Annotated in this window: 12 protein-coding genes; 9 read left to right on the forward strand and 3 right to left on the reverse strand. The window is 69.0% G+C overall.

The window, feature by feature from the left end; all coding sequences use genetic code 11:
* Positions 1-78: 78 nt before the first annotated feature.
* A complete protein-coding gene (locus tag C8E99_RS02060; protein WP_115930903.1) occupies positions 79-3888 on the reverse strand; it encodes a multifunctional oxoglutarate decarboxylase/oxoglutarate dehydrogenase thiamine pyrophosphate-binding subunit/dihydrolipoyllysine-residue succinyltransferase subunit in 3810 nt (1269 codons plus the stop codon).
* A gap of 209 nt (positions 3889-4097) precedes the next feature.
* Between C8E99_RS02060 and guaB1 the strand changes: the two genes are divergently transcribed.
* The 6 genes from guaB1 (at position 4098) to C8E99_RS02090 (ending at position 11154) form a co-directional block, all read left to right on the forward strand.
* On the forward strand, positions 4098-5561 hold the full coding sequence (guaB1, locus tag C8E99_RS02065; protein ID WP_115930904.1) for a GMP reductase: 1464 nt from the start codon (positions 4098-4100) through the stop codon (positions 5559-5561).
* Positions 5562-5758: 197 nt separating this feature from the next.
* On the forward strand, positions 5759-7132 hold the full coding sequence (locus tag C8E99_RS02070; RefSeq protein WP_115933145.1) for a hemolysin family protein: 1374 nt from the start codon (positions 5759-5761) through the stop codon (positions 7130-7132).
* Complete coding sequence (locus tag C8E99_RS02075; protein ID WP_115930905.1) at positions 7129-8208, forward strand: hemolysin family protein; 1080 nt, start codon at positions 7129-7131, stop codon at positions 8206-8208. Before C8E99_RS02070 ends, C8E99_RS02075 begins: the two co-directional genes overlap by 4 nt.
* 131 nt (positions 8209-8339) lie before the next feature.
* Complete coding sequence (locus C8E99_RS02080) at positions 8340-9413, forward strand: metal ABC transporter substrate-binding protein (protein WP_115930906.1); 1074 nt, start codon at positions 8340-8342, stop codon at positions 9411-9413.
* Positions 9414-9418: 5 nt separating this feature from the next.
* Positions 9419-10348 (forward strand): metal ABC transporter permease, encoded by a 930-nt coding sequence (locus tag C8E99_RS02085; protein WP_245952027.1) that lies wholly within the window; start codon positions 9419-9421, stop codon positions 10346-10348.
* Complete coding sequence (locus C8E99_RS02090; RefSeq protein ID WP_115930907.1) at positions 10345-11154, forward strand: metal ABC transporter ATP-binding protein; 810 nt, start codon at positions 10345-10347, stop codon at positions 11152-11154. Before C8E99_RS02085 ends, C8E99_RS02090 begins: the two co-directional genes overlap by 4 nt.
* Here the strand turns inward: C8E99_RS02090 and C8E99_RS02095 are convergent.
* Positions 11121-11525: a Fur family transcriptional regulator gene (locus C8E99_RS02095; RefSeq protein WP_115930908.1), complete on the reverse strand. Its 405-nt coding sequence runs from the start codon at positions 11523-11525 to the stop codon at positions 11121-11123. The genes C8E99_RS02090 and C8E99_RS02095 overlap by 34 nt on opposite strands.
* 112 nt (positions 11526-11637) lie before the next feature.
* Between C8E99_RS02095 and C8E99_RS02100 the strand changes: the two genes are divergently transcribed.
* The 3 genes from C8E99_RS02100 (at position 11638) to C8E99_RS02110 (ending at position 13786) form a co-directional block, all read left to right on the forward strand.
* Entirely contained in the window at positions 11638-12315 is a 678-nt protein-coding gene (locus C8E99_RS02100; RefSeq protein WP_115930909.1) for an MBL fold metallo-hydrolase, read from the forward strand.
* On the forward strand, positions 12306-13271 hold the full coding sequence (locus C8E99_RS02105) for a sulfurtransferase (RefSeq protein WP_115930910.1): 966 nt from the start codon (positions 12306-12308) through the stop codon (positions 13269-13271). Before C8E99_RS02100 ends, C8E99_RS02105 begins: the two co-directional genes overlap by 10 nt.
* An 86-nt stretch (positions 13272-13357) precedes the next feature.
* Positions 13358-13786: an HIT family protein gene (locus C8E99_RS02110; protein WP_115930911.1), complete on the forward strand. Its 429-nt coding sequence runs from the start codon at positions 13358-13360 to the stop codon at positions 13784-13786.
* A 41-nt stretch (positions 13787-13827) separates the two neighbouring features.
* Here C8E99_RS02110 and hrpA read toward each other — a convergent pair whose 3' ends face one another.
* A complete protein-coding gene (gene hrpA, locus C8E99_RS02115; protein WP_115930912.1) occupies positions 13828-17973 on the reverse strand; it encodes an ATP-dependent RNA helicase HrpA in 4146 nt (1381 codons plus the stop codon).
* Positions 17974-18097: the final 124 nt, after the last annotated feature.

Raw genomic sequence — 18097 nt, forward strand, 5'->3', positions numbered from 1 at the left:
AGCGCTGAGGAGCACTCGGCCCGGCCACCTGAGGTGGTGGCCGGGCCGAATACCCCCGTCAGGGACTGGCAGCTATGCTCAGCGGCCGAAGGCCTGGTCCAGCAGGATGGAGGCCTCGTGATCGTGGCGGGTCTTGGAGCCGGCCGACGTGGAGGCCGAGGCCGGGCGGGACACCAGGGTGACCTTCCGGTCCAGCTCCGGCAGCAGGTTCAGTGCCATGAACGGCCACGGACCCTGGTTGGCGGGTTCGTCCTGGACCCAGGCCACCGAAGCGTTCGGGTACTTGGCCAGCTCGGCCTGGATCTCCTCGGCCGGCAGCGGGTAGAGCTGCTCCACGCGGATGATCGCCGTCTTGGTGTCCCCGTCCTTCTGGCGGCGGGCCAGCAGGTCGTAGTACAGGCGGCCGGACACCAGCAGCACCTTCTCCACCGAGTTGCCGACCTCCTGGTCCGGGATGACCGCCTGGAAGCGGCCCTGCGTGAAGTCCTCCACCGGCGAGGAGGCGGCCTTCAGGCGAAGCAGCTGCTTGGGCGTGAACACGATCAGTGGACGGCGCGGACGCGCATAGGCCTGCTCGCGGAGCAGGTGGAAGTGGTTCGCACCGTTGGACGGGTTGGCCACGCGCATGTTGTCCTGGGCGCACATCTGCAGGAAGCGCTCGATCCGTGCGGACGAGTGATCCGGTCCCTGGCCCTCATAGCCGTGCGGCAGCAGCAGCACGAGCGAGGAGTTCTGGCCCCACTTCTGCTCCGAGGAGGAGAGGAATTCGTCGATCACGGTCTGGGCGCCGTTGACGAAGTCGCCGAACTGGGCCTCCCACAGCACGAGGGCGTCGGAGCGCTCCACGGAGTACCCGTAGTCGAAGCCCATCGCGGCGTACTCGCTCAGGAGGGAGTCGTACGCCCAGAACTTGGCCTGGTCGTTGGACAGGTTCCTGATCGGCGTCCACTCGTCATCCGTCACGCGATCGTGGAAGACCGCGTGACGCTGCACGAAGGTGCCACGGCGCGAGTCCTGGCCGGCCAGTCGCACCGGCACGCCCTCCATGAGCAGCGAGCCGAAGGCCGCGAGCTCGGCGAAGCCCCAGTCGATGTCCCCGTTCACGGCCATCTTGGCACGCTTCTCGAGCAGCGACTTGAGCTTCGGGTGGATGGTGAAGTCCTCGGGGATCTCCAGGTGGGCCTGACCGATCCGCTGCAGGGTCTCCTCGGTGATCTTGGTGCCGTCCGGCGCCTCGGGAGTGCGGTCCTCATCGTCCGTGGTCTTCTCCAGGCCGGTGCCGATGACCGGGATGGGCGAGGTCTGAGCCTCATGGGTCTCCGCGAACACGCGTTCCAGGCGCTGCTGGTAGTCCTTCAGGGCCGAGTCCGCCTCGTCCTGGGTGATGTCACCGCGGCCGACCAGGTTCTCCACGTACAGCTTGCGCACCGAGCGCTTCTGCTCAATGAGGTTGTACATGCGCGGCTGGGTCATCGAGGGATCGTCGCCCTCGTTGTGGCCGCGGCGGCGGTAGCAGATCATGTCGATGACGACATCCTTGTTGAACCGCTGCCGGTACTGGTAGGCCAGCTGGGCCACGCGGACCACGGACTCCGGGTCGTCACCGTTGACGTGGAAGACCGGCGCCTGGATGGTCTTGGCCACGTCCGTGGCGTAGACCGAGGACCGGGCGGAGGACGGCGGGGTGGTGAAGCCGACCTGGTTGTTGACCACCACATGGATGGTGCCGCCGGTGCGGTAGCCGCGCAGCTGGGAGAGGTTCAGCGTCTCCGCCACCACGCCCTGGCCCGCGAAGGCCGCGTCCCCGTGCACCAGGATCGGCAGCACGGAGTAGGAGTTCACCGAGTCGCCCCCGCGGTCCAGGCGGTCCTGCTTGGCGCGCACCACACCCTCCAGGACCGGGTTCACGGCCTCGAGGTGGGAGGGGTTGGCGGCCAGGTAGACCTTGGTGCGGTTGCCGCGGTCCGAGATGAAGGTGCCCTCGGTGCCGAGGTGGTACTTCACGTCACCGGAGCCCTCCACAGAACCCGGGATGGCGGTGCCCTCGAACTCGCGGAAGACCTGGGCGTAGGTCTTGCCCGCGATGTTGGTCAGCACGTTGAGGCGGCCGCGGTGGGCCATGCCGATCGCGACCTCGTCGAGACCTTCATCGGCGGCGCCGGACATTACCCCGTCCAGCAGGGCGATCAGCGATTCACCGCCTTCCAGGGAGAAGCGCTTCTGGCCGACGAACTTGGTCTGCAGGAACGTCTCAAAGGCCTCGGCGGCGTTGAGGCGGCCGAGGATGCGCAGCTGCTCCTCCCGCGTGGGCTTGGCATAGGGGTGCTCCAGCTCGTCCTGGAACCACTTGCGCTCGGCCGGGTCCTGGATGTGCATGTACTCCACGCCGGTGTTGCGGCAGTATGCATCCCGCAGCACACCGAGGATGCTGCGCAGCGGCAGCATGGGCTGGCCGCCGAAGCCGCCGGTGGGCCACTCGCGGTCCAGGTCCCACAGGGTCAGCCCGTGCTCCAGGATGTCCAGGTCCGGGTGCTTGCGCATCGTGTACTCGAGCGGGTCCACGTCCGCGATCAGGTGGCCGCGCACGCGGTAGGAGTGGATCATCTGCTGGATCCGGGCGACCTTGTTGATCTGGTCTTCCGGGTTGACCTGCACGTCCGGCTTCCACTGCACCGGCTCGTAGGGGATCCGCAGCGACTCGAAGATCTCCTCGTAGAAGCCCTGCTCACCGAGCAGCAGGCCGTGGATGATCTTCAGGAACTCGCCGGAGGCGGCGCCCTGGATCACGCGGTGGTCATAGGTGGAGGTCAGCGTGATCGTCTTGGAGACGGCCAGGCGGTTCAGGGTCTTCTCGGAGGCCCCTTGGAACTCGGCCGGGTAGTTCAGGGCGCCGACGCCGATGATGGCGGCCTGGCCCTCGGAGAGGCGCGGCACGGAGTGCACGGTGCCGATGCCGCCGGGGTTGGTCAGGGAGACGGTGGTGCCGGCGTAGTCGTCCAGGCCCAGCTTGTTGTCCCGGGCGCGCTTGACCAGGTCCTCGTAGGCGCGCCAGAAGTCGATGAAGTTCATGGACTCGGCGCCCTTGACGTTCGGGACCACGAGGGTGCGCGAGCCGTCCTTCTGCGGCAGATCGATGGCCAGGCCGAAGTTGATGTGGGCCGGTTCCACGATGGAGGGCTTGCCGTCCACCTCGCGGTACAGGACGTTCATCGCCGGGTACTGGGCCAGCGCGCGGATCAGGGCGTAGCCGACCAGGTGCGTGAAGGAGACCTTGCCGCCGCGGCTGCGCTTGAGGTGGTTGTTGATGACCACGCGGTTGTCGATGAGCAGCTTGGCAGGAACATCGCGCACCGTGGTCGCGGTCGGCATGGACAACGAGGCGTCCATGTTCTTCGCCACGGCCCGTGACATCCCGCGCAGGGGGGAGACCTTGTCCTCGGTGGACTCGTCGGCGCCCTTCTTCTTGGTCTTCTCCGGCTCGGACGGGACCGGGGCGGTAGCCGGGGCGCCGGACTTCTTCACGGCGGGGGATGCGGAGGCAGCGGACGGGGCGGCGGACTTCTCGGCCGGTGCGGCCTTCGCTGCCGTCTCCGCCTTCTCACCCGAGGCCTTCTGACCCGAGCCGGTGGACTGGCCCGAACCGTTCGAATCGGCACGGTTGCCGACGTCGACGGCGGTGTCCTTCACAGCCTGTGAGGACGACCTGGCCGGTGCGGCGGATGGAGCGGCTGCGGAAGCAGGAGTGTCCGCTTCCAGCCGTTCGAAGATCTGGACCCACTTGGCATCCACGGAGGATTTGTCCGCCTTGTACTTGTCGTAGATTTCCGCGACGAGCCATTCGTTTCCGGGAAATTCCGCGGAAAGCCGGTCGGACGTGAGTTCTGGCACGGTGGTAACGCCTCTTCCGTAAGTTTCTGTCTGGTTCACCGGCGGGTGCATCCCTGCTGCGCGCCCCGCTCCGGTCCGCTCTGTTGGCGCGCCTCCCCAAGCATAGTGATAGTTCGGCGTCAGGTTCCAACGCGCGCCGGGTTTTTCTGCGACCCTCCCGCGAACTACCCACAGACCATCCTCGAATCGGTTCGTGGGAGCATGGGGCCATGGAATTCCTCACGACGCCGACCACCGATCTCACTTATGCGGATGTGTTCCTGGTTCCCTCGAAATCCGAGGTCACGAGCCGGATGGACGTGGACATCTCCGCGGACGACGCCACCGGGGCGACCATCCCGCTGGTGTCCGCCAACATGACCGCCGTGACCGGCCGCCGCATGGTGGAGACGATGGCCCGGCGCGGTGGAATGGGCATCCTGCCGCAGGATGTGCCCCTGGACGTCATCGAGCAGGTGGCGGGCTGGGTGAAGCGCCGTCACCCCGTCTTCGAGACGCCGCTGCGGGTCCGTCCCACCGACACCGTGCTGGACGTGCTGCACCTGCTCGGCAAGCGCAACCACCCCGCGGTCTGCGTGGTCGAGGGCGGGACGGGCGAGGACGGGCCGGTTGAGGAAGAGATCTTCGTGGGCATCGTCCGCCGCGAGGATTGTGAGGGCGTGGACCGCTTCTCCTCGGTGGCCTCGGTGCTCCGTCCACCGGCGCTGACCTTCGAAGCCGGCACCTTTCCGTCCCTGCAGGAGGCCTTCGGCCAACTGGACACGGCCGGCGTGGCCTACGCCCCGGTCCTGGACGGGACGGCGTTGGTGGGCGTGATGACGCCCTCGGGTGCCCTGCGCTCGGGGATGTTCGCCCCCGCGCTGGACCGGAACGGGGCGCTGGGGCTCGGCGCCGCCGTCGGGATCAACGGAGACGTGGCCGGACGGGCCGCCGCTCTGGCGGAGTACGGGGTGGACGTGCTCGTGCTGGACACCGCGCACGGCCACCAGCAGAAGATGCTGGACGCCCTGGCAGCGGTGAAATCTCTGGACCTGCCGGTGCCCTTGGTGGCGGGCAACGTGGTCTCGGCCGGTGGCGTGCGTGAACTCGTGGCCGCGGGCGCGGACATCATCAAGGTCGGCGTGGGGCCGGGTGCCATGTGCACCACTCGGATGATGACCGCCGTGGGCCGGCCCCAGTTCTCCGCGGTGCTGGACTGTGCCGCGGCCGCCCGGGACCTGGGCAAGCACGTCTGGGCCGACGGCGGCGTCCGCTACCCGCGTGACGTCGCCCTGGCCCTGGCCGCAGGGGCCAGCCAGGTGATGATCGGCTCCTGGTTCGCGGGCACGGTCGAGTCCCCGGGGGACCTGGTCGCCGACGCCGACGGTCGCCACTACAAGGAGAGCTTCGGCATGGCCTCGGCGCGGGCCGTACAGAACCGCACCAAGGCGGAGGACGCGTATTCACGGGCCCGCAAAGCAATGTTTGAAGAGGGCATCTCCACCTCGCGGATGTACCTGGACCCGGAGCGGCCCTCCGTGGAGGATCTGTTGGACATGATCACGGCCGGGGTGCGCTCCTCCATGAGCTATGCCGGCGCGAGCGACCTGGCCCAGTTCCGCGAGCGGGCCGTCGTCGGGGTGCAGTCCGCGGCCGGCTATGAGGAGGGGCGGCCGGTCCGGCAGTCCTGGTGACCAGCCCGTGAGCCGCCGGTGAGACCCGGCGGGAAGTGTTCCGTATACTGGTAGCACTATGGACAGACACCGATCTGGTGCCACCGCTCGCCGCCGAGGTTCCCTTCTGGATTCCTCCGTGGCCGGAACGGAGCCCTCTAGTACGTGCCCCCTGAACGACCCGGCCGCTGACGGTCCCACGGGGGGTGGGTGCTGACGTGGAATGGCTCCTGCTTGCCCTGGGCCTTCTACTGGTCTTCGGTACCGGCTTCTTCGTGGCCGTGGAGTTCTCGATGATCGCCCTGGACGTCCCCACGGTCCAGCGGCTGGCGGACGAGGGCGACCGCGGCGCAGTTCCGCTGCTGAAGTGCCTGAAATCCCTCTCGACCCAGCTCTCGGCGTGCCAGCTCGGCATCACGCTGACGACCCTGCTGACGGGCTACCTGATGGAACCGTCCCTCGGCGCCCTCCTGGCGGGACCGATGGCGGACCTCGGGCTGAACGAGGCCACCGCCTCGACCGTCTCGATCGTGGTGGCCATGGTGGCCGCCACCCTCGCCTCGATGCTCATCGGCGAGCTGATCCCGAAGAACCTCTCGATCGCCCGGTCCATGCAGGTCGGCCGCGCCCTGGCCCGCCCCATGCTGGCGTTCTCGCTGGTCTTCCGGCCGGTGATCTTCATCCTCAACGGCTTCTCCAACCGGGTGCTGCACCTGTTCGGCATGGAGGCCAAAGAGGAGATCTCCGGCTCGCGCACCCCGGAGGAGCTCTCCTCCCTGATCCGCCGGTCCGCCAAGATGGGCACCCTGGACGAGAAGACCGCCGTCTTCGTGGACCGCACCCTGCGGTTCTCCGATCGCACCGCGGCCGACGTGATGACCCCGCGCATCCGGATGGAGTCGGTCGAGGTCGACGAGCCCCTGGACGCCGTCATCGAGACCGCCCGCCGCACGGGCTATTCCCGGTTCCCGGTGATCGGTGACTCTCCGGACGATGTCCGTGGGGTCCTCCACGTCAAGAAGGCCGTGGCGGTGCCGCGCGCCAAGCGCCAGGAACTGGTGGCCGCCACCATCATGACCGATGTCGGCCGGGTCCCGGAGACCGTGCACCTGGACCAGCTGCTGGGTGAGTTGCGCTCCTCCAGCCTCCAGGTCGCCATGGTCGTGGACGAGTACGGTGGCACCGCCGGCATGGTCACCCTCGAGGACCTCGTGGAGGAGATCGTCGGGGAGGTCTCCGACGAGCACGACCGGGTCACCCCGGGCGTGCTCCAGACCGCCTCCGGCAAGTGGTACTTCCCGGCCCTGATGCGCCCCGACGAGGTCGGGGCGCAGATCCCGGCCCTGAAGGTGCCCGAGGACGGCTCCTATGACACGGTCGGCGGCTACATCATGGCCGTGCTCGGCCGGGTGGCCGAGCCCGGGGACACGGTGGCCGCTGACGGCGGCACCCTCGTGGTGGAGCGGATGGACGGGCGCCGGGTGGACCGGGTCAAGTTCGTGCCGAGCTCCCCGAACCTCGCCGCGGCCGAGGCGGCCGTTTCATCCGGTTCAACTGGCTCGTCCGATCAGCGGAAGGGGGCCCACCGATGAACGCTCTCAACAACGACGTCATGGGCATCGTGTGGCTGGTCGTGCTGCTGGTCGCCAACGCCTTCTTCGTGGCCGGCGAGTTCGCCGTCATGGGCGCCCGCCGCAGCCAGATCGAGCCCAAGGCCGACGCCGGCTCGGGCCGGGCCCGGACCGCCCTGTTCGCCATGGAGCACGTCAGCCAGATGCTCGCCGTATGCCAGCTCGGCATCACGGTCTGCTCACTGCTGATCCTCAACGTGTCCGAGCCGGCCATCCACCACCTGCTCGTGATCCCGCTGGAGGGCATGGGGGTCCCGACGGCGGCCGCGGACGTCACGGCCTTCGTCATCGCCCTGCTGGTGGTCACCTTCCTCCACGTCACCTTCGGCGAGATGGTCCCGAAGAACGCCGCCGTCTCCATGGCGGACAAGGCGGTGATGCTCCTGGCCACCCCGCTGGTGTGGCTCAACAAGGTCCTGCACCCGGTCATCGTGGCCCTGAACTGGGCGGCCAACCTCGTGTTGCGGGCCATGAAGGTCGAGCCGCAGGACGAGGTGAACTCGACCTATACCCTCGAGGAGGTCCAGTCGATCGTGGCCGAGTCCACCAGGACCGGCCTCGTGGACGACGGCTCCGGCCTGATCTCCGGTGCCCTGGAGTTCTCCGACTACACGGCCGAGGCCGTCATGGTGCCGGTCGCCGACGTGGTCTCCCTGCCGGCCGACGTCGCGCCCAAGGCCTTCGAGACAGCGGTGGGCCGCACCGGATTCTCCCGCTTCGTACTGGAGGACGGCGATGGCTCCTACACCGGGTACCTGCACCTCAAGGACGTCATGACCGTTCCAGGGGAGCGGTACCGGGAGCCCGTGCCGGTGACCAAGGTGCGTTCCATGGCCAACGTGTCCATCACGGACGAGATCGAGGACGCCCTGAGCCTCATGCAGCGCACCGGATCCCACGTGGCCCGGGTCATCTCGGCCGAGGGAGAGACCGTCGGGGTGTTGTTCCTCGAGGACGTGCTCGAGGTCCTGGTGGGGGAGATCCACGATGCGACCCAGTCCAACAACCCCTTGAAGCTGCAGGCTCCAGGGCGGTAGCCGGGCTGAGGCCACGCCATGGGCGTAACGAGGCCACTGGCATGACCGCAGCACGGATTATTGGCAACGGTTCGCAGCATGCTAAGTTGACAACCGTTCTCAATAGATCTCACCGCCCGGAAGGCACCCCCATGCACGAGACCCCGTCGCCCGCCACCCGTTCCGCCCTGGGGCGGTCGGGCAGAAGACGGTCGGGCACCGCGCGGCGGCGTGTCCTGTCCCTGACGGGACTCGTCCTGGCCGGCACCGTCCTGGCCGGGTGTGCGGGTGGGGACTCCGGGGCAGAGGGCGCCGCGGGAGAGTCCGAGCCTGTGGCCGTGGCCACCACCACGCAGCTCGGCAACATCCTGGACGGCATCACCTCCTGCGCCGGAGCCACCTCGACCACGGTGATGGGCCCCGGTGACGACCCGCACGACTTCTCGCCCTCGTCTCGGCAGATCGCAGAGATGACAGGTGTGGGCCTGGTCGTCACCAACGGCCTCGGCCTCGAGGCGGGGATGCAGACGGCGCTGGACAATGCTGCTGCGGACGGGGCCCACCTGGTCGCAGTGGCTCCCGAAGTGGACCCGCTGCCGTTCGCGGAGCACGACGGGCATGAGGGCGGTTCCTACGAAGAGCAATCCACCGAGGACCAAGCCCACGAAGGTCACACCCATGAGGGCCACGCCCATGAGGGCGAGGACCCGCACTTCTGGATGGACGTCTCTCGCATGAGCGAGGCGGCTGAGTTGATCGGTGCCGAGCTCGCCGAGGTGACCGGAGACGGGCAGTATGCGGACTGCGGTACCCAGACGGCCGAGGAGCTGGCCGCGGTGGACGCTGAGGTGCGCCAGATCCTGGAGACCATCCCCGAGGACCGCCGCACCCTCGTGACCGACCACGCCGCCTACAACTACTTCGCCGAGGCCTACGGGTTCGACATCGCCGGCGTGGTCATCCCCGGAGGTTCCACGGACGCCGAACCGTCCTCCGGCGAGCTGGCCGGACTGGTGGCCCAGATGAACCAGGAGGGGGCGGACGCCCTCGTCACCAGTGCCGGGTCCGGCAACAAGCTCGTGGGAGCGCTGTCCGCTGAGACCGGGGGAGAGGTCCCGGTCGTGGAACTCTACGAGGGTGGAATCGGCCCAGAGGGTTCAGGTGCCGAGACCTATGCTGACGCGATGGTGCTCAATGCCCGCACCCTCGCCGAGGCCCTACAGTGAGTGACGTGCTGTTATCCGTGTTCTCCGTGTTTTCCGTGGATTGGCTGGTCGAGCCCTTCGCCCTGGGCTTCCAGCAGCGGGCCCTCGTCGGCGGCCTCGTGGCCGCGGTGATGTGCTCCGTGGTCGGCGTGTGGCTGGTGTTGCGCGGCATGAGCTTCTTCGGTGACGCCTTCGTCCATGGGGTGATCCCCGGCATCGCCGCCGCCGTGCTCTTCGGGTTCTCGCCGTACCTGGGCGCCGCCATCGCCGCGGCCGCCATGGTGGGCGGGATGCAGCTGATCTACCGCACCACCACGCTCAAGGAGGACACCTCCATCGGCCTGCTGTTCGTGGGCATGATGGCCCTCGGCGTGGTCCTGATCTCGAAATCAGAGTCCTACACGGGCTCGTTGACGGCCATCCTCTTCGGTGACGCCCTCGGTGTCAGCTGGGAGGACATCCGCACGCAGACGGTGATGGCCGTGGCGGTCATCGTCTTCGCCGTGCTGCTGTACCGGCCCCTGATGTCACTCTCGTTCTCCCCGGCCAAGGCCCAGTCGCTGGGGATGCACCCGAAACTCACGCACGGGCTGCTGCTCGTCCTCATCGCCACGGCCGTCATCGGCAGCTTCCAGGCCGTGGGGACGCTGCTGGTGTTCGGCCTGCTCGTCGGGCCACCGGCCACCGCGGCCCTCGTCTCCCGCACGGTGCCAGTGATGATCACCTGGTCCGTGGCCATCGCGGTGGTCTCAGTCTGGTGCGGGCTGACCCTGAGCTACTACTGGGGCACAGCCGGTTCGGCGACCATGGCGCTGGTGCCGATCGTGCTGTTCTTCCTCGTCCTGGCCGTCCGGGAGGCGGTCCGACGGGTGCGGCGGCGTGGGCGCCCGGACGATCCGGCACATCCGTTGAACGACGGGACCAACGACGCGGTGGACGAGGCGGTGAGCGCATGAGCGGCGTCCTTGTCGAGGCACGTGACCTCGTCCTCTCCCACGGCCACCAGGTCGCCCTGCAATCCTCCTCGTTCCGAGTCCCACTGGGCGGGGTCACCGCTGTCATCGGACCCAACGGGTCCGGAAAATCGACGCTCCTGCAGGCGATCGCGGGGGTGCTGGAGCCGGCGTCGGGCACCTTGACGGTGCTGGGCGGCTCGGTCCGGGACAGTAGGCAGCGCATCTCCTATGTCATGCAGTCCGTGGTCTTCCCGGTGGGCACGCCGATGACCGTGCGGGATGTGGTCCGGATGGGCCGCTATCCGGCCGCGGGGTGGCTGCGGCCGTTCACGAAGGCCGATCGTGCGGCCGTGCAGGACGCCATGGAACAGATGAAGGTCGAGGACCTGGCGGGCCGCCACCTGGATGAGCTCTCCGGCGGCCAGCGGCAGCGGGTCTACGTGGCCCAGGGGCTGGCCCAAGGGCACGAGGTGCTCATGCTGGACGAGCCGATGACCGGACTCGACATCAACTCGGCCCGCACCATCGACCGCATCATCCACGCCGAGACCACACACGGACACTCCGTGGTCCTCACCACCCATGACCTGGACGAGGCACGCGCCGCAGACCACGTCATCCTGGTGAACGGCAGGGTGGTGGCCTCCGGCCGCCCCGAGGTCGTCATGACGCGCTCGAACCTCGAAGCCGTCTACGGCCTGGGCTCCTTGCACGGCTCCGCGGACGGCGACGCCCCGGTCCTCGTGGACCCAGACTGCACGGCGGAAGAGGTTCAGGAGCGGGAGCAGTCGGGGCAGATCCCGTAGATCTCCACCGTGTGCTCCACCTCGGTGAACTCGTGATCGGCCGCGGTCCGGGCCGCCCACTGCTCCACGGCGGGGGCCTCGATCTCCACCGCGCGGCCGCAACGGCGGCAGACCAGGTGGTGGTGGTGGGTCTGGGCCTCGCAGCGGCGGAACAGCGACTCGCCGTCATCCGGATTCAGCACGTCCACCAGCCCGTCCTGCTGCTGTTGCTGGAGGACGCGGTACACGGTGGCCAGGGAGACCTGCTCGCCGCGCTCCTTGAGGACGGCGAAGAGTTCCTGGGCGCTGACGAAGTCGGTGAGCTCGTCCAGGGCCCGGTTCACGGCGGTCTTCTGCCGGGTGGAGCGGCTTTTCACTGGTCCGGCATTCATCCAGGCAAGGCTACCAGCGTCCTTGTCTCGCGGGGCCAGCGAGCTGTGCAGTATTGGACCGGCAGGGAACTCGTGCCTGACGTGGAGCACCTTCCTCCGTTAGGGTGGAGCGGTGCCTACCCAGATAGTCCTCACCAAGTACGGCCATGCGTGCATCCGGCTCGAGAGGGACGGGCGTCGCCTCGTCGTCGATCCGGGGAATTTCACCGATGTCCCCGTGGCCCTCGACGGCGCCGAACACATCCTCGTCACGCACGAGCACGCCGACCACCTCGACGACGGGCCGGTCCTGGAGTACCTGGCGGCACACCCGGACGTGACGGTGCGGGCACCCGCCGCTGCGGTGGCCCGGCTGGCCGCAGCGGCGCCGTCCGCCGGTGTGGATCCGGACCGGATCATCCCCACGGGGCCCGGGGAGGAATTCGAGACGGCCGGGTTCGCGGTACAGACCGTCGGCGGCCAGCACGCCGTGATCCACCCGCAGATCCCCGTGGTGGCCAACACGGGCTATCTGATCGACGGCCTCGTCTACCACCCGGGGGACAGCTACATCGTCCCACCGGGCCCGTCCCCGGACACCCTGTTGGTCCCCCTGAGTGCCCCCTGGAGCAAGCTGTCCGAGATGGTGGACTTCATCACCGCCGTCCGTCCCCGCCAAGCCATCCCGGTGCACGATGGGTTGCTCAACGACCGCGGGCTGCCGATGTACCGCAAGCAGGCCACCACCTTCGCCGACCGTTATGGCACCGAACTGACCGTCCTGGAGGAGGGGGAGAGCACGTGGATCTAGCATCCCAGCCCCCCGTCCTCGTCGACGTGCGGGTCCTGGCCTCCTGGCAGGGCCGCGACAGCCTGGTGCCGGCCGATCAGACGGCCGATCAGGCGGCCGATCAGGCGGCCGATCAGACGGCCGAGCCGCCGGCCGGCTTCGTGGGGCGCGAGCCCGCGCCGACGGAGGACACCCTCAAGATCCTGGACGTGCGGTGGACGCCGATGGGCTCCGGCAACGGCCATGAGGAATACCTCCGCGGCCACATCCCCGGGGCGGTCTACGTGAGCATGGGTAGCCAGCTGGCCGGCCACTACGGACCGCGGGAGGGCCGCCATCCGCTGCCCGACCCGGCCCGCTTCGGGGACACCGTGCGGATGCTCGGCCTCAACGACGGCGACACCGTGGTGGTCTATGACGATGCCCACGGCACCTCTGCGGCCCGCGCCTGGTGGCTGTTGCGGCACGCCGGGGTGGAGAAGACCTACCTCCTCGACGGCGGGCTGGCGGCCTGGCGGGCGGCGAACCTGCCGCTGCAGGCCGGGGACGTCATCCCCCGTCCCGGGCGGGTCCGGACCACGTGGGGACAGATGCCGGTACTGACCATGGATGATGCCGCCGTGCTACCCGGGGACGGAGTGCTGCTCGACGCCCGTGCGGGGGAGCGCTACCGCGGAGAGGCCGAGCCGTTGGACCCCCGCGCCGGCCACATCCCCGGGGCGGTCAGCGCCCCGACCGCGGACAACGTGGATGAGACCGGGCACTTCCGGCCGGCCTGCGAGCTCGCCGAACGGTTCCGGGCGCTGGGCGTGGACGACGCCGGCGTCGTGGGCGCCTACTGCGGGTCCGGCGTGAGCGCGGCCCACCAGATCGCGGCACTGCATGTCGCCGGGGTCCCGGCCGCCCTGTACCCGGGGTCCTGGTCGGCCTGGTCCAATACCCCGGGGCGGCCCGTGGCCACCGGGGAACGGCCGTGACGCCGGCCCCGCGTGGACCGATGCCGGTCCCGCGGGGGAAGATCGAAGCAGCAGTGAGCACCAGTCCCGTACCAGGAGGCCACACCATGAGCACCGTCTTCACCCGCATCATCAACGGAGAACTGCCTGGCCGGTTCGTCTGGAAGGACGAGACGTGCGTGGCGTTCCTCTCGATCGGACCCCTGACCCAAGGCCACACCCTCGTGGTGCCTCGTGCCGAGGTCGACCTCTGGACCGAGGCCGAACCCGAGCTGGTCTCCCACCTGATGACCGTCGCGCAGGCCATCGGTCAGGTCCAGGTCCAGGCGTTCAACGCACACCGGGCGGGACTCATGGTGGCCGGCTACGAGATCCCCCACCTGCACGTGCACGTCTGGCCGTCGAACTCCCTCGATGACTTCGACCTGGACCAGGTGGACAACAACCCCGAGCCGGAGGACCTCGACGAGGCCGCCGACCGGATCCGGGCCGGGCTGCGGGTGGCCGGCCACACGGAGTACGTGCCGGAGGACTGAGCCGATCTCGGAGCAACTGACCCGGCCCCGGAGCAGACGGGCTAGGCGGCAGCCTGCTTCAGGGCCTGGCGCACCCGTTTCTCCGAGACGGAGACGGCGGTCCCCAGGTCCTGCGCGAAGTAGCTGATGCGCAGCTCCTCGATGAGCCACCGGACGGCGTCCAGGGCGGGCGGGGCGGACTGGCCGGCGGGCAGCTTCCGCGCCTCGGCGTCGAAGGCGTCCTCGAGACTCTGCACCACGGCCATGTCCCGGGCATCGCGCTGCACCTGGCCGCCGGCCTTGAGCTTGTCGATTCGACGAAGCATGCCCTGCAGGTACCGGGGCAGGTGCTGCAGGTGGGCCCACCCGGTGGCGGCGACGAACCCCGGGAACACCAGCTGCTCCAGGTGGGCCTTGATGTCGTTCAGGGCGGGAGCCATGGCCAGGGACACCGACCCCTTGAGCTCCTTGCGTACCTGGGTGGCCCGGGACAGCACCTGTTCCACGATGGCCGTCACCGCGAAGACGGTGTCGATCAGCTCGGCCCGCACGGTGGTGAATAGCCGGCGGAACTCGGCCTCGGTGAACGGCAGGGACTCCGGTACCAGACGGTCTACGGTGGCGCGGGTGCAGTCGTTGATCAGCTGCTCCACCGAACCGTGGGGATTCTGCGTGAACGTCAGCTTCTCCCGGTTGTCCAGGTGGTCCAGGACGTAGCGCTGCGGGCTGGGCACCAGGGCCAACAACAGGTTCACGACGCCGGCCCGGTGCGCGGCCTGCTGTTCCGCCTCGGTGCGGAACACCGTCAGGCCTGCGGCGGGTGATCCGTCCCGGGCGGTCTCGGCGGTGAGGCCCGGGTAGCCGGTGATCCTCTGTCTGCCCGAGCCGACTGAGCCTGCCGAGATCTCGGTGTCCACCTTCCGGGGAATGTCCCCGACCACCCAGTCGGTCAGGCCGTGCCGCTCGGCGAAGGCAATACTGTCTGGGCCGTCGTTGGAACGGCCGGCCGAATTGCCGGAGGCAGCGCGCCGGACGCTCTGCGGGGACGGTGCAGAGTCGACGTCACCGCCCGCGCCATCGCCTGCACCACTGCTCGCTCCACCGCCACCGCCACCGGCGCGGGCGAGCGACTCCGCGATGGCCGTGCGATTCGCACCCGCCAATCGGTCCTGGAGCGCGGCGAGGTCCTGGCCGGTGCCCATAATGGCACCCCGGGCGTCCACCACGCGGTAGTCGGGCACCAGGTGCGGCGGGATGGCGGTCTGGTCCCAGGAACCCGGGGGGATAACCACGCCCTTCATCCGGCGCAGGGCCAGTTCCAGCGCGGGTAGCAGGTCGTCCGCAGCGGGGTCCGCGTCCCGGTCCAATTGCTCGACGGCGGCCCTCGCCACGTCCGGCGCCGGCACGAAATTCTTGCGCACGGCCTTGGGCAGGGAGCGGATCAGGGCCGTCACCAGGTCGACACGCAGCCCGGGGACGAGCCAGCGGAACCGCTCCGGGTCCATCTGGTTGAGCATCAGGATCGGGATGAGGACGGTGATGCCATCTGACTCGCCTGCCCCCGCCGCCGGGTTGAAGTCGTAGGACAGCTCGAGGTCGATGCCGCCCCCGTCCGTGGGGTGGTGGAACACCGTGGGGAACCGGTCCGTGTCCAGCTCCACGGTGTCCACGGCCAGGAGCGACTGCTGATCGAGGTCCAGCAGGTCCGGGGACGTCTGCCGCGTCTTCTTCCACCAGGAGTCGAAGTGGCGCTCGGAGACGATGGTGGCGGGGATGCGCGCGTCGTAGAAGTCGAAGAGGTCCTGGTCCGAGACACGGAGGTCGCGGCGGCGCAGGCGCGTCTCGAGGTCCTCGATCTCGGCCAGGGCTGTCCGGTTGCGTGCGAAGAAGTGGTGCCGGGTCTTCCAGTCGCCTTCCACCAGGGCGTGGCGGATGAATAGCTCACGGGAGCCAGCCGGGTCGATCCGCCAAAACTGGACCTCACGGTCGGGGATCAGGGTGATACCGAACAGGGTGACCTTCTCCCGCGCGACCACCGAGCCGGAGCGCCGGGACCAGTGGGGCTCGTTGTAGGTCCTCTTCGCCAGGGCGCCGGCGGCCTCCACGGCCCAGACAGGATCGATCTTCGCCACCATCCGGGCCCAGAGCCGGGAGGTCTCCACGAGCTCGGCCGCCATGACGAAGGCATGCCTCTTCTTGAACAGCGCCGAGCCCGGGAACACCGCGAACCTCGTGTTGCGGGCACCCTGGTAGTCGCGCTTGCGCTCGTCCCACGCTCCGATGTGGGACAGCAGTCCGGTCAGCAAGGACCGGTGCACGGGCTCGTGCTGACCCACCGGGTCCACGGGCCCGGCGGAGACGGAGATGCCCAGCGGCTTGGCCAGCTGGCGCAGCTGCTGGACTAGGTCCTGCCACTCGCGGACGCGCAGGTAGTTGATGTACTCGGTGCGGCACATCTTGCGGAACTGGTTCCCGGAGAGCTCCTTCTGCTGCTCACGCAGGTAGGCCCACAGGTTCAACAGCGCCGAGAAGTCCGAGTTCTCGTCCTTGAAGCGGGAGTGCTGCTCATCGGCCTGGGCGCGCTGTTCGGTGGGGCGCTCGCGGGGGTCCTGGATGGTCAGGGCAGCGGCGAGGACCATGACCTCGCGCACGCAACCGCGCTCGCCGGCCTCCACGATCATCCGGCCCAGGCGCGGGTCCACGGGGAGCCGGGCCAGTTTTCGGCCGACCGGCGTGATGGTGCCCTTGGGATAGGACCTGCCGCGCTCATCCGGCTGGCCGCTGTTCAGGGCCCCCAGCTCGGTCAGCAGGGCCGCACCGTCGGTGACCTGCCGGGAGTCCGGCGGCTGCAGGAAAGGGAAGTCGCCGACGTCGGCCGGGGTGGTCGCCACACCCATGGAGCACATCTGCAGGATGACGGCCGCGAGATTGGTGCGCAGGATCTCCGGGTCGGTGAACTCGGGGCGGGACTCGAAGTCCTCCTGCGAGTAGAGGCGGATCGCGATGCCGTCCGAGGTGCGGCCCGAACGCCCGGACCGCTGGTTGGCGCTGGCCTGGCTGATGCGCTCGATCGGCAGCCGCTGGACCTTGGTGCGGTGGGAGTACCGGGAGATGCGGGCCGTGCCGGTGTCGATGACGTACTTGATCCCGGGAACGGTCAGCGAGGTCTCCGCCACGTTGGTCGCCAGGACGATGCGCCGCCGGGGGCCGGTGGAGAACACGCGGTGCTGTTCCGCCATGGACAGCCGCCCGTAGAGCGGCAGGATCTCCGCGTTTCCGAGGCGGCGGTTGGCGGCGACCCGGGGCGCCAGGGCCTCCGCGGCGTCACGGATCTCGCGCTCGCCGGAGAAGAACACGAGGATGTCCCCGTCCGGCTCGCGGGACAGCTCGTCCACGGCGTCGCACACCGCGTCCACGGGATCGCGGGACTCCTCGTCGGTGTCAGCGTCGAATCCCGAGGAGCCGGAGGGGCCAGAGGAATCGTGGTCCTCGTCGCCGGGGCCCTCCGTGCCACCCTGAGCACCGTCACGGCGCGGGGCGTCCAGGGGGCGGTAGCGGATCTCCACGGGAAAGGTGCGGCCGGAGACCTCGATGATCGGGGCCGGCTCGTCCTGGCCAGTGGCATCGGGCAGCGCGAAGTGGGCGGCGAAGGACTCCGGATCGATGGTCGCGGAGGTGATGATGACGCGCAGGTCGGGGCGCCGGGGCAGCAGGCGTCTGAGGTATCCGAGCAGGAAGTCGATGTTGAGGCTGCGTTCGTGGGCCTCATCGATGATGATCGCGGAGTATCCGGACAACAACTGATCATGCTGGATCTCGGCGAGCAGGATGCCGTCCGTCATGACCTTGACCCGGGTCCGTGCGGACGTCTGGGCCGTGAAGCGGACCTGGTAGCCGACGTCGGAGCCGATCTCCGTGCCGAGCTCGTGGGCGATGCGTTCGGCCACGGAGCGGGCGGCCAGGCGCCGGGGCTGGGTGTGACCGATCATCCGCTCGGCATCCAGCACGCCCTCGTCGGCCAGTTCGAGGAGCATCTTGGGCAGCTGGGTGGTCTTCCCCGACCCGGTCTCGCCGGCCACGATGACGACCTGGTGGTCGCGGATGGCACCCATGATCCGGTCCCGTTCGGCGGAGACCGGCAGGTTCGGTGGGTACTCCAGGCGGATGGTGGAGGCGTGCACGGAGGGGTGCGTCGTGGCGTCGGACATGGCATCGGCCAGTCTACGGGGCGCGCGGGCAGGCGGGTATGCCCCCTCGGCATCGAACCGGTCTCGAACAGCAGTACTATCCCACGGCCAGGTCTGGACAGGAGAGGCTGCCAGTGCCGCGACG

The organism is Citricoccus muralis, from assembly GCF_003386075.1.
Taxonomy (GTDB): domain Bacteria; phylum Actinomycetota; class Actinomycetes; order Actinomycetales; family Micrococcaceae; genus Citricoccus; species Citricoccus muralis.

Coding starts and splice junctions, on each gene's coding strand:
- guaB1 (WP_115930904.1), top strand. CDS start 4,098: ATGGAATTCCTCACGACGCCGACCACCGATCTCACTTATGCGGATGTG.
- C8E99_RS02075 (WP_115930905.1), top strand. CDS start 7,129: ATGAACGCTCTCAACAACGACGTCATGGGCATCGTGTGGCTGGTCGTG.
- C8E99_RS02080 (WP_115930906.1), top strand. CDS start 8,340: ATGCACGAGACCCCGTCGCCCGCCACCCGTTCCGCCCTGGGGCGGTCG.
- C8E99_RS02090 (WP_115930907.1), top strand. CDS start 10,345: ATGAGCGGCGTCCTTGTCGAGGCACGTGACCTCGTCCTCTCCCACGGC.
- C8E99_RS02095 (WP_115930908.1), bottom strand. CDS start 11,525: ATGAATGCCGGACCAGTGAAAAGCCGCTCCACCCGGCAGAAGACCGCC.
- C8E99_RS02110 (WP_115930911.1), top strand. CDS start 13,358: ATGAGCACCGTCTTCACCCGCATCATCAACGGAGAACTGCCTGGCCGG.
- hrpA (WP_115930912.1), bottom strand. CDS start 17,973: ATGTCCGACGCCACGACGCACCCCTCCGTGCACGCCTCCACCATCCGC.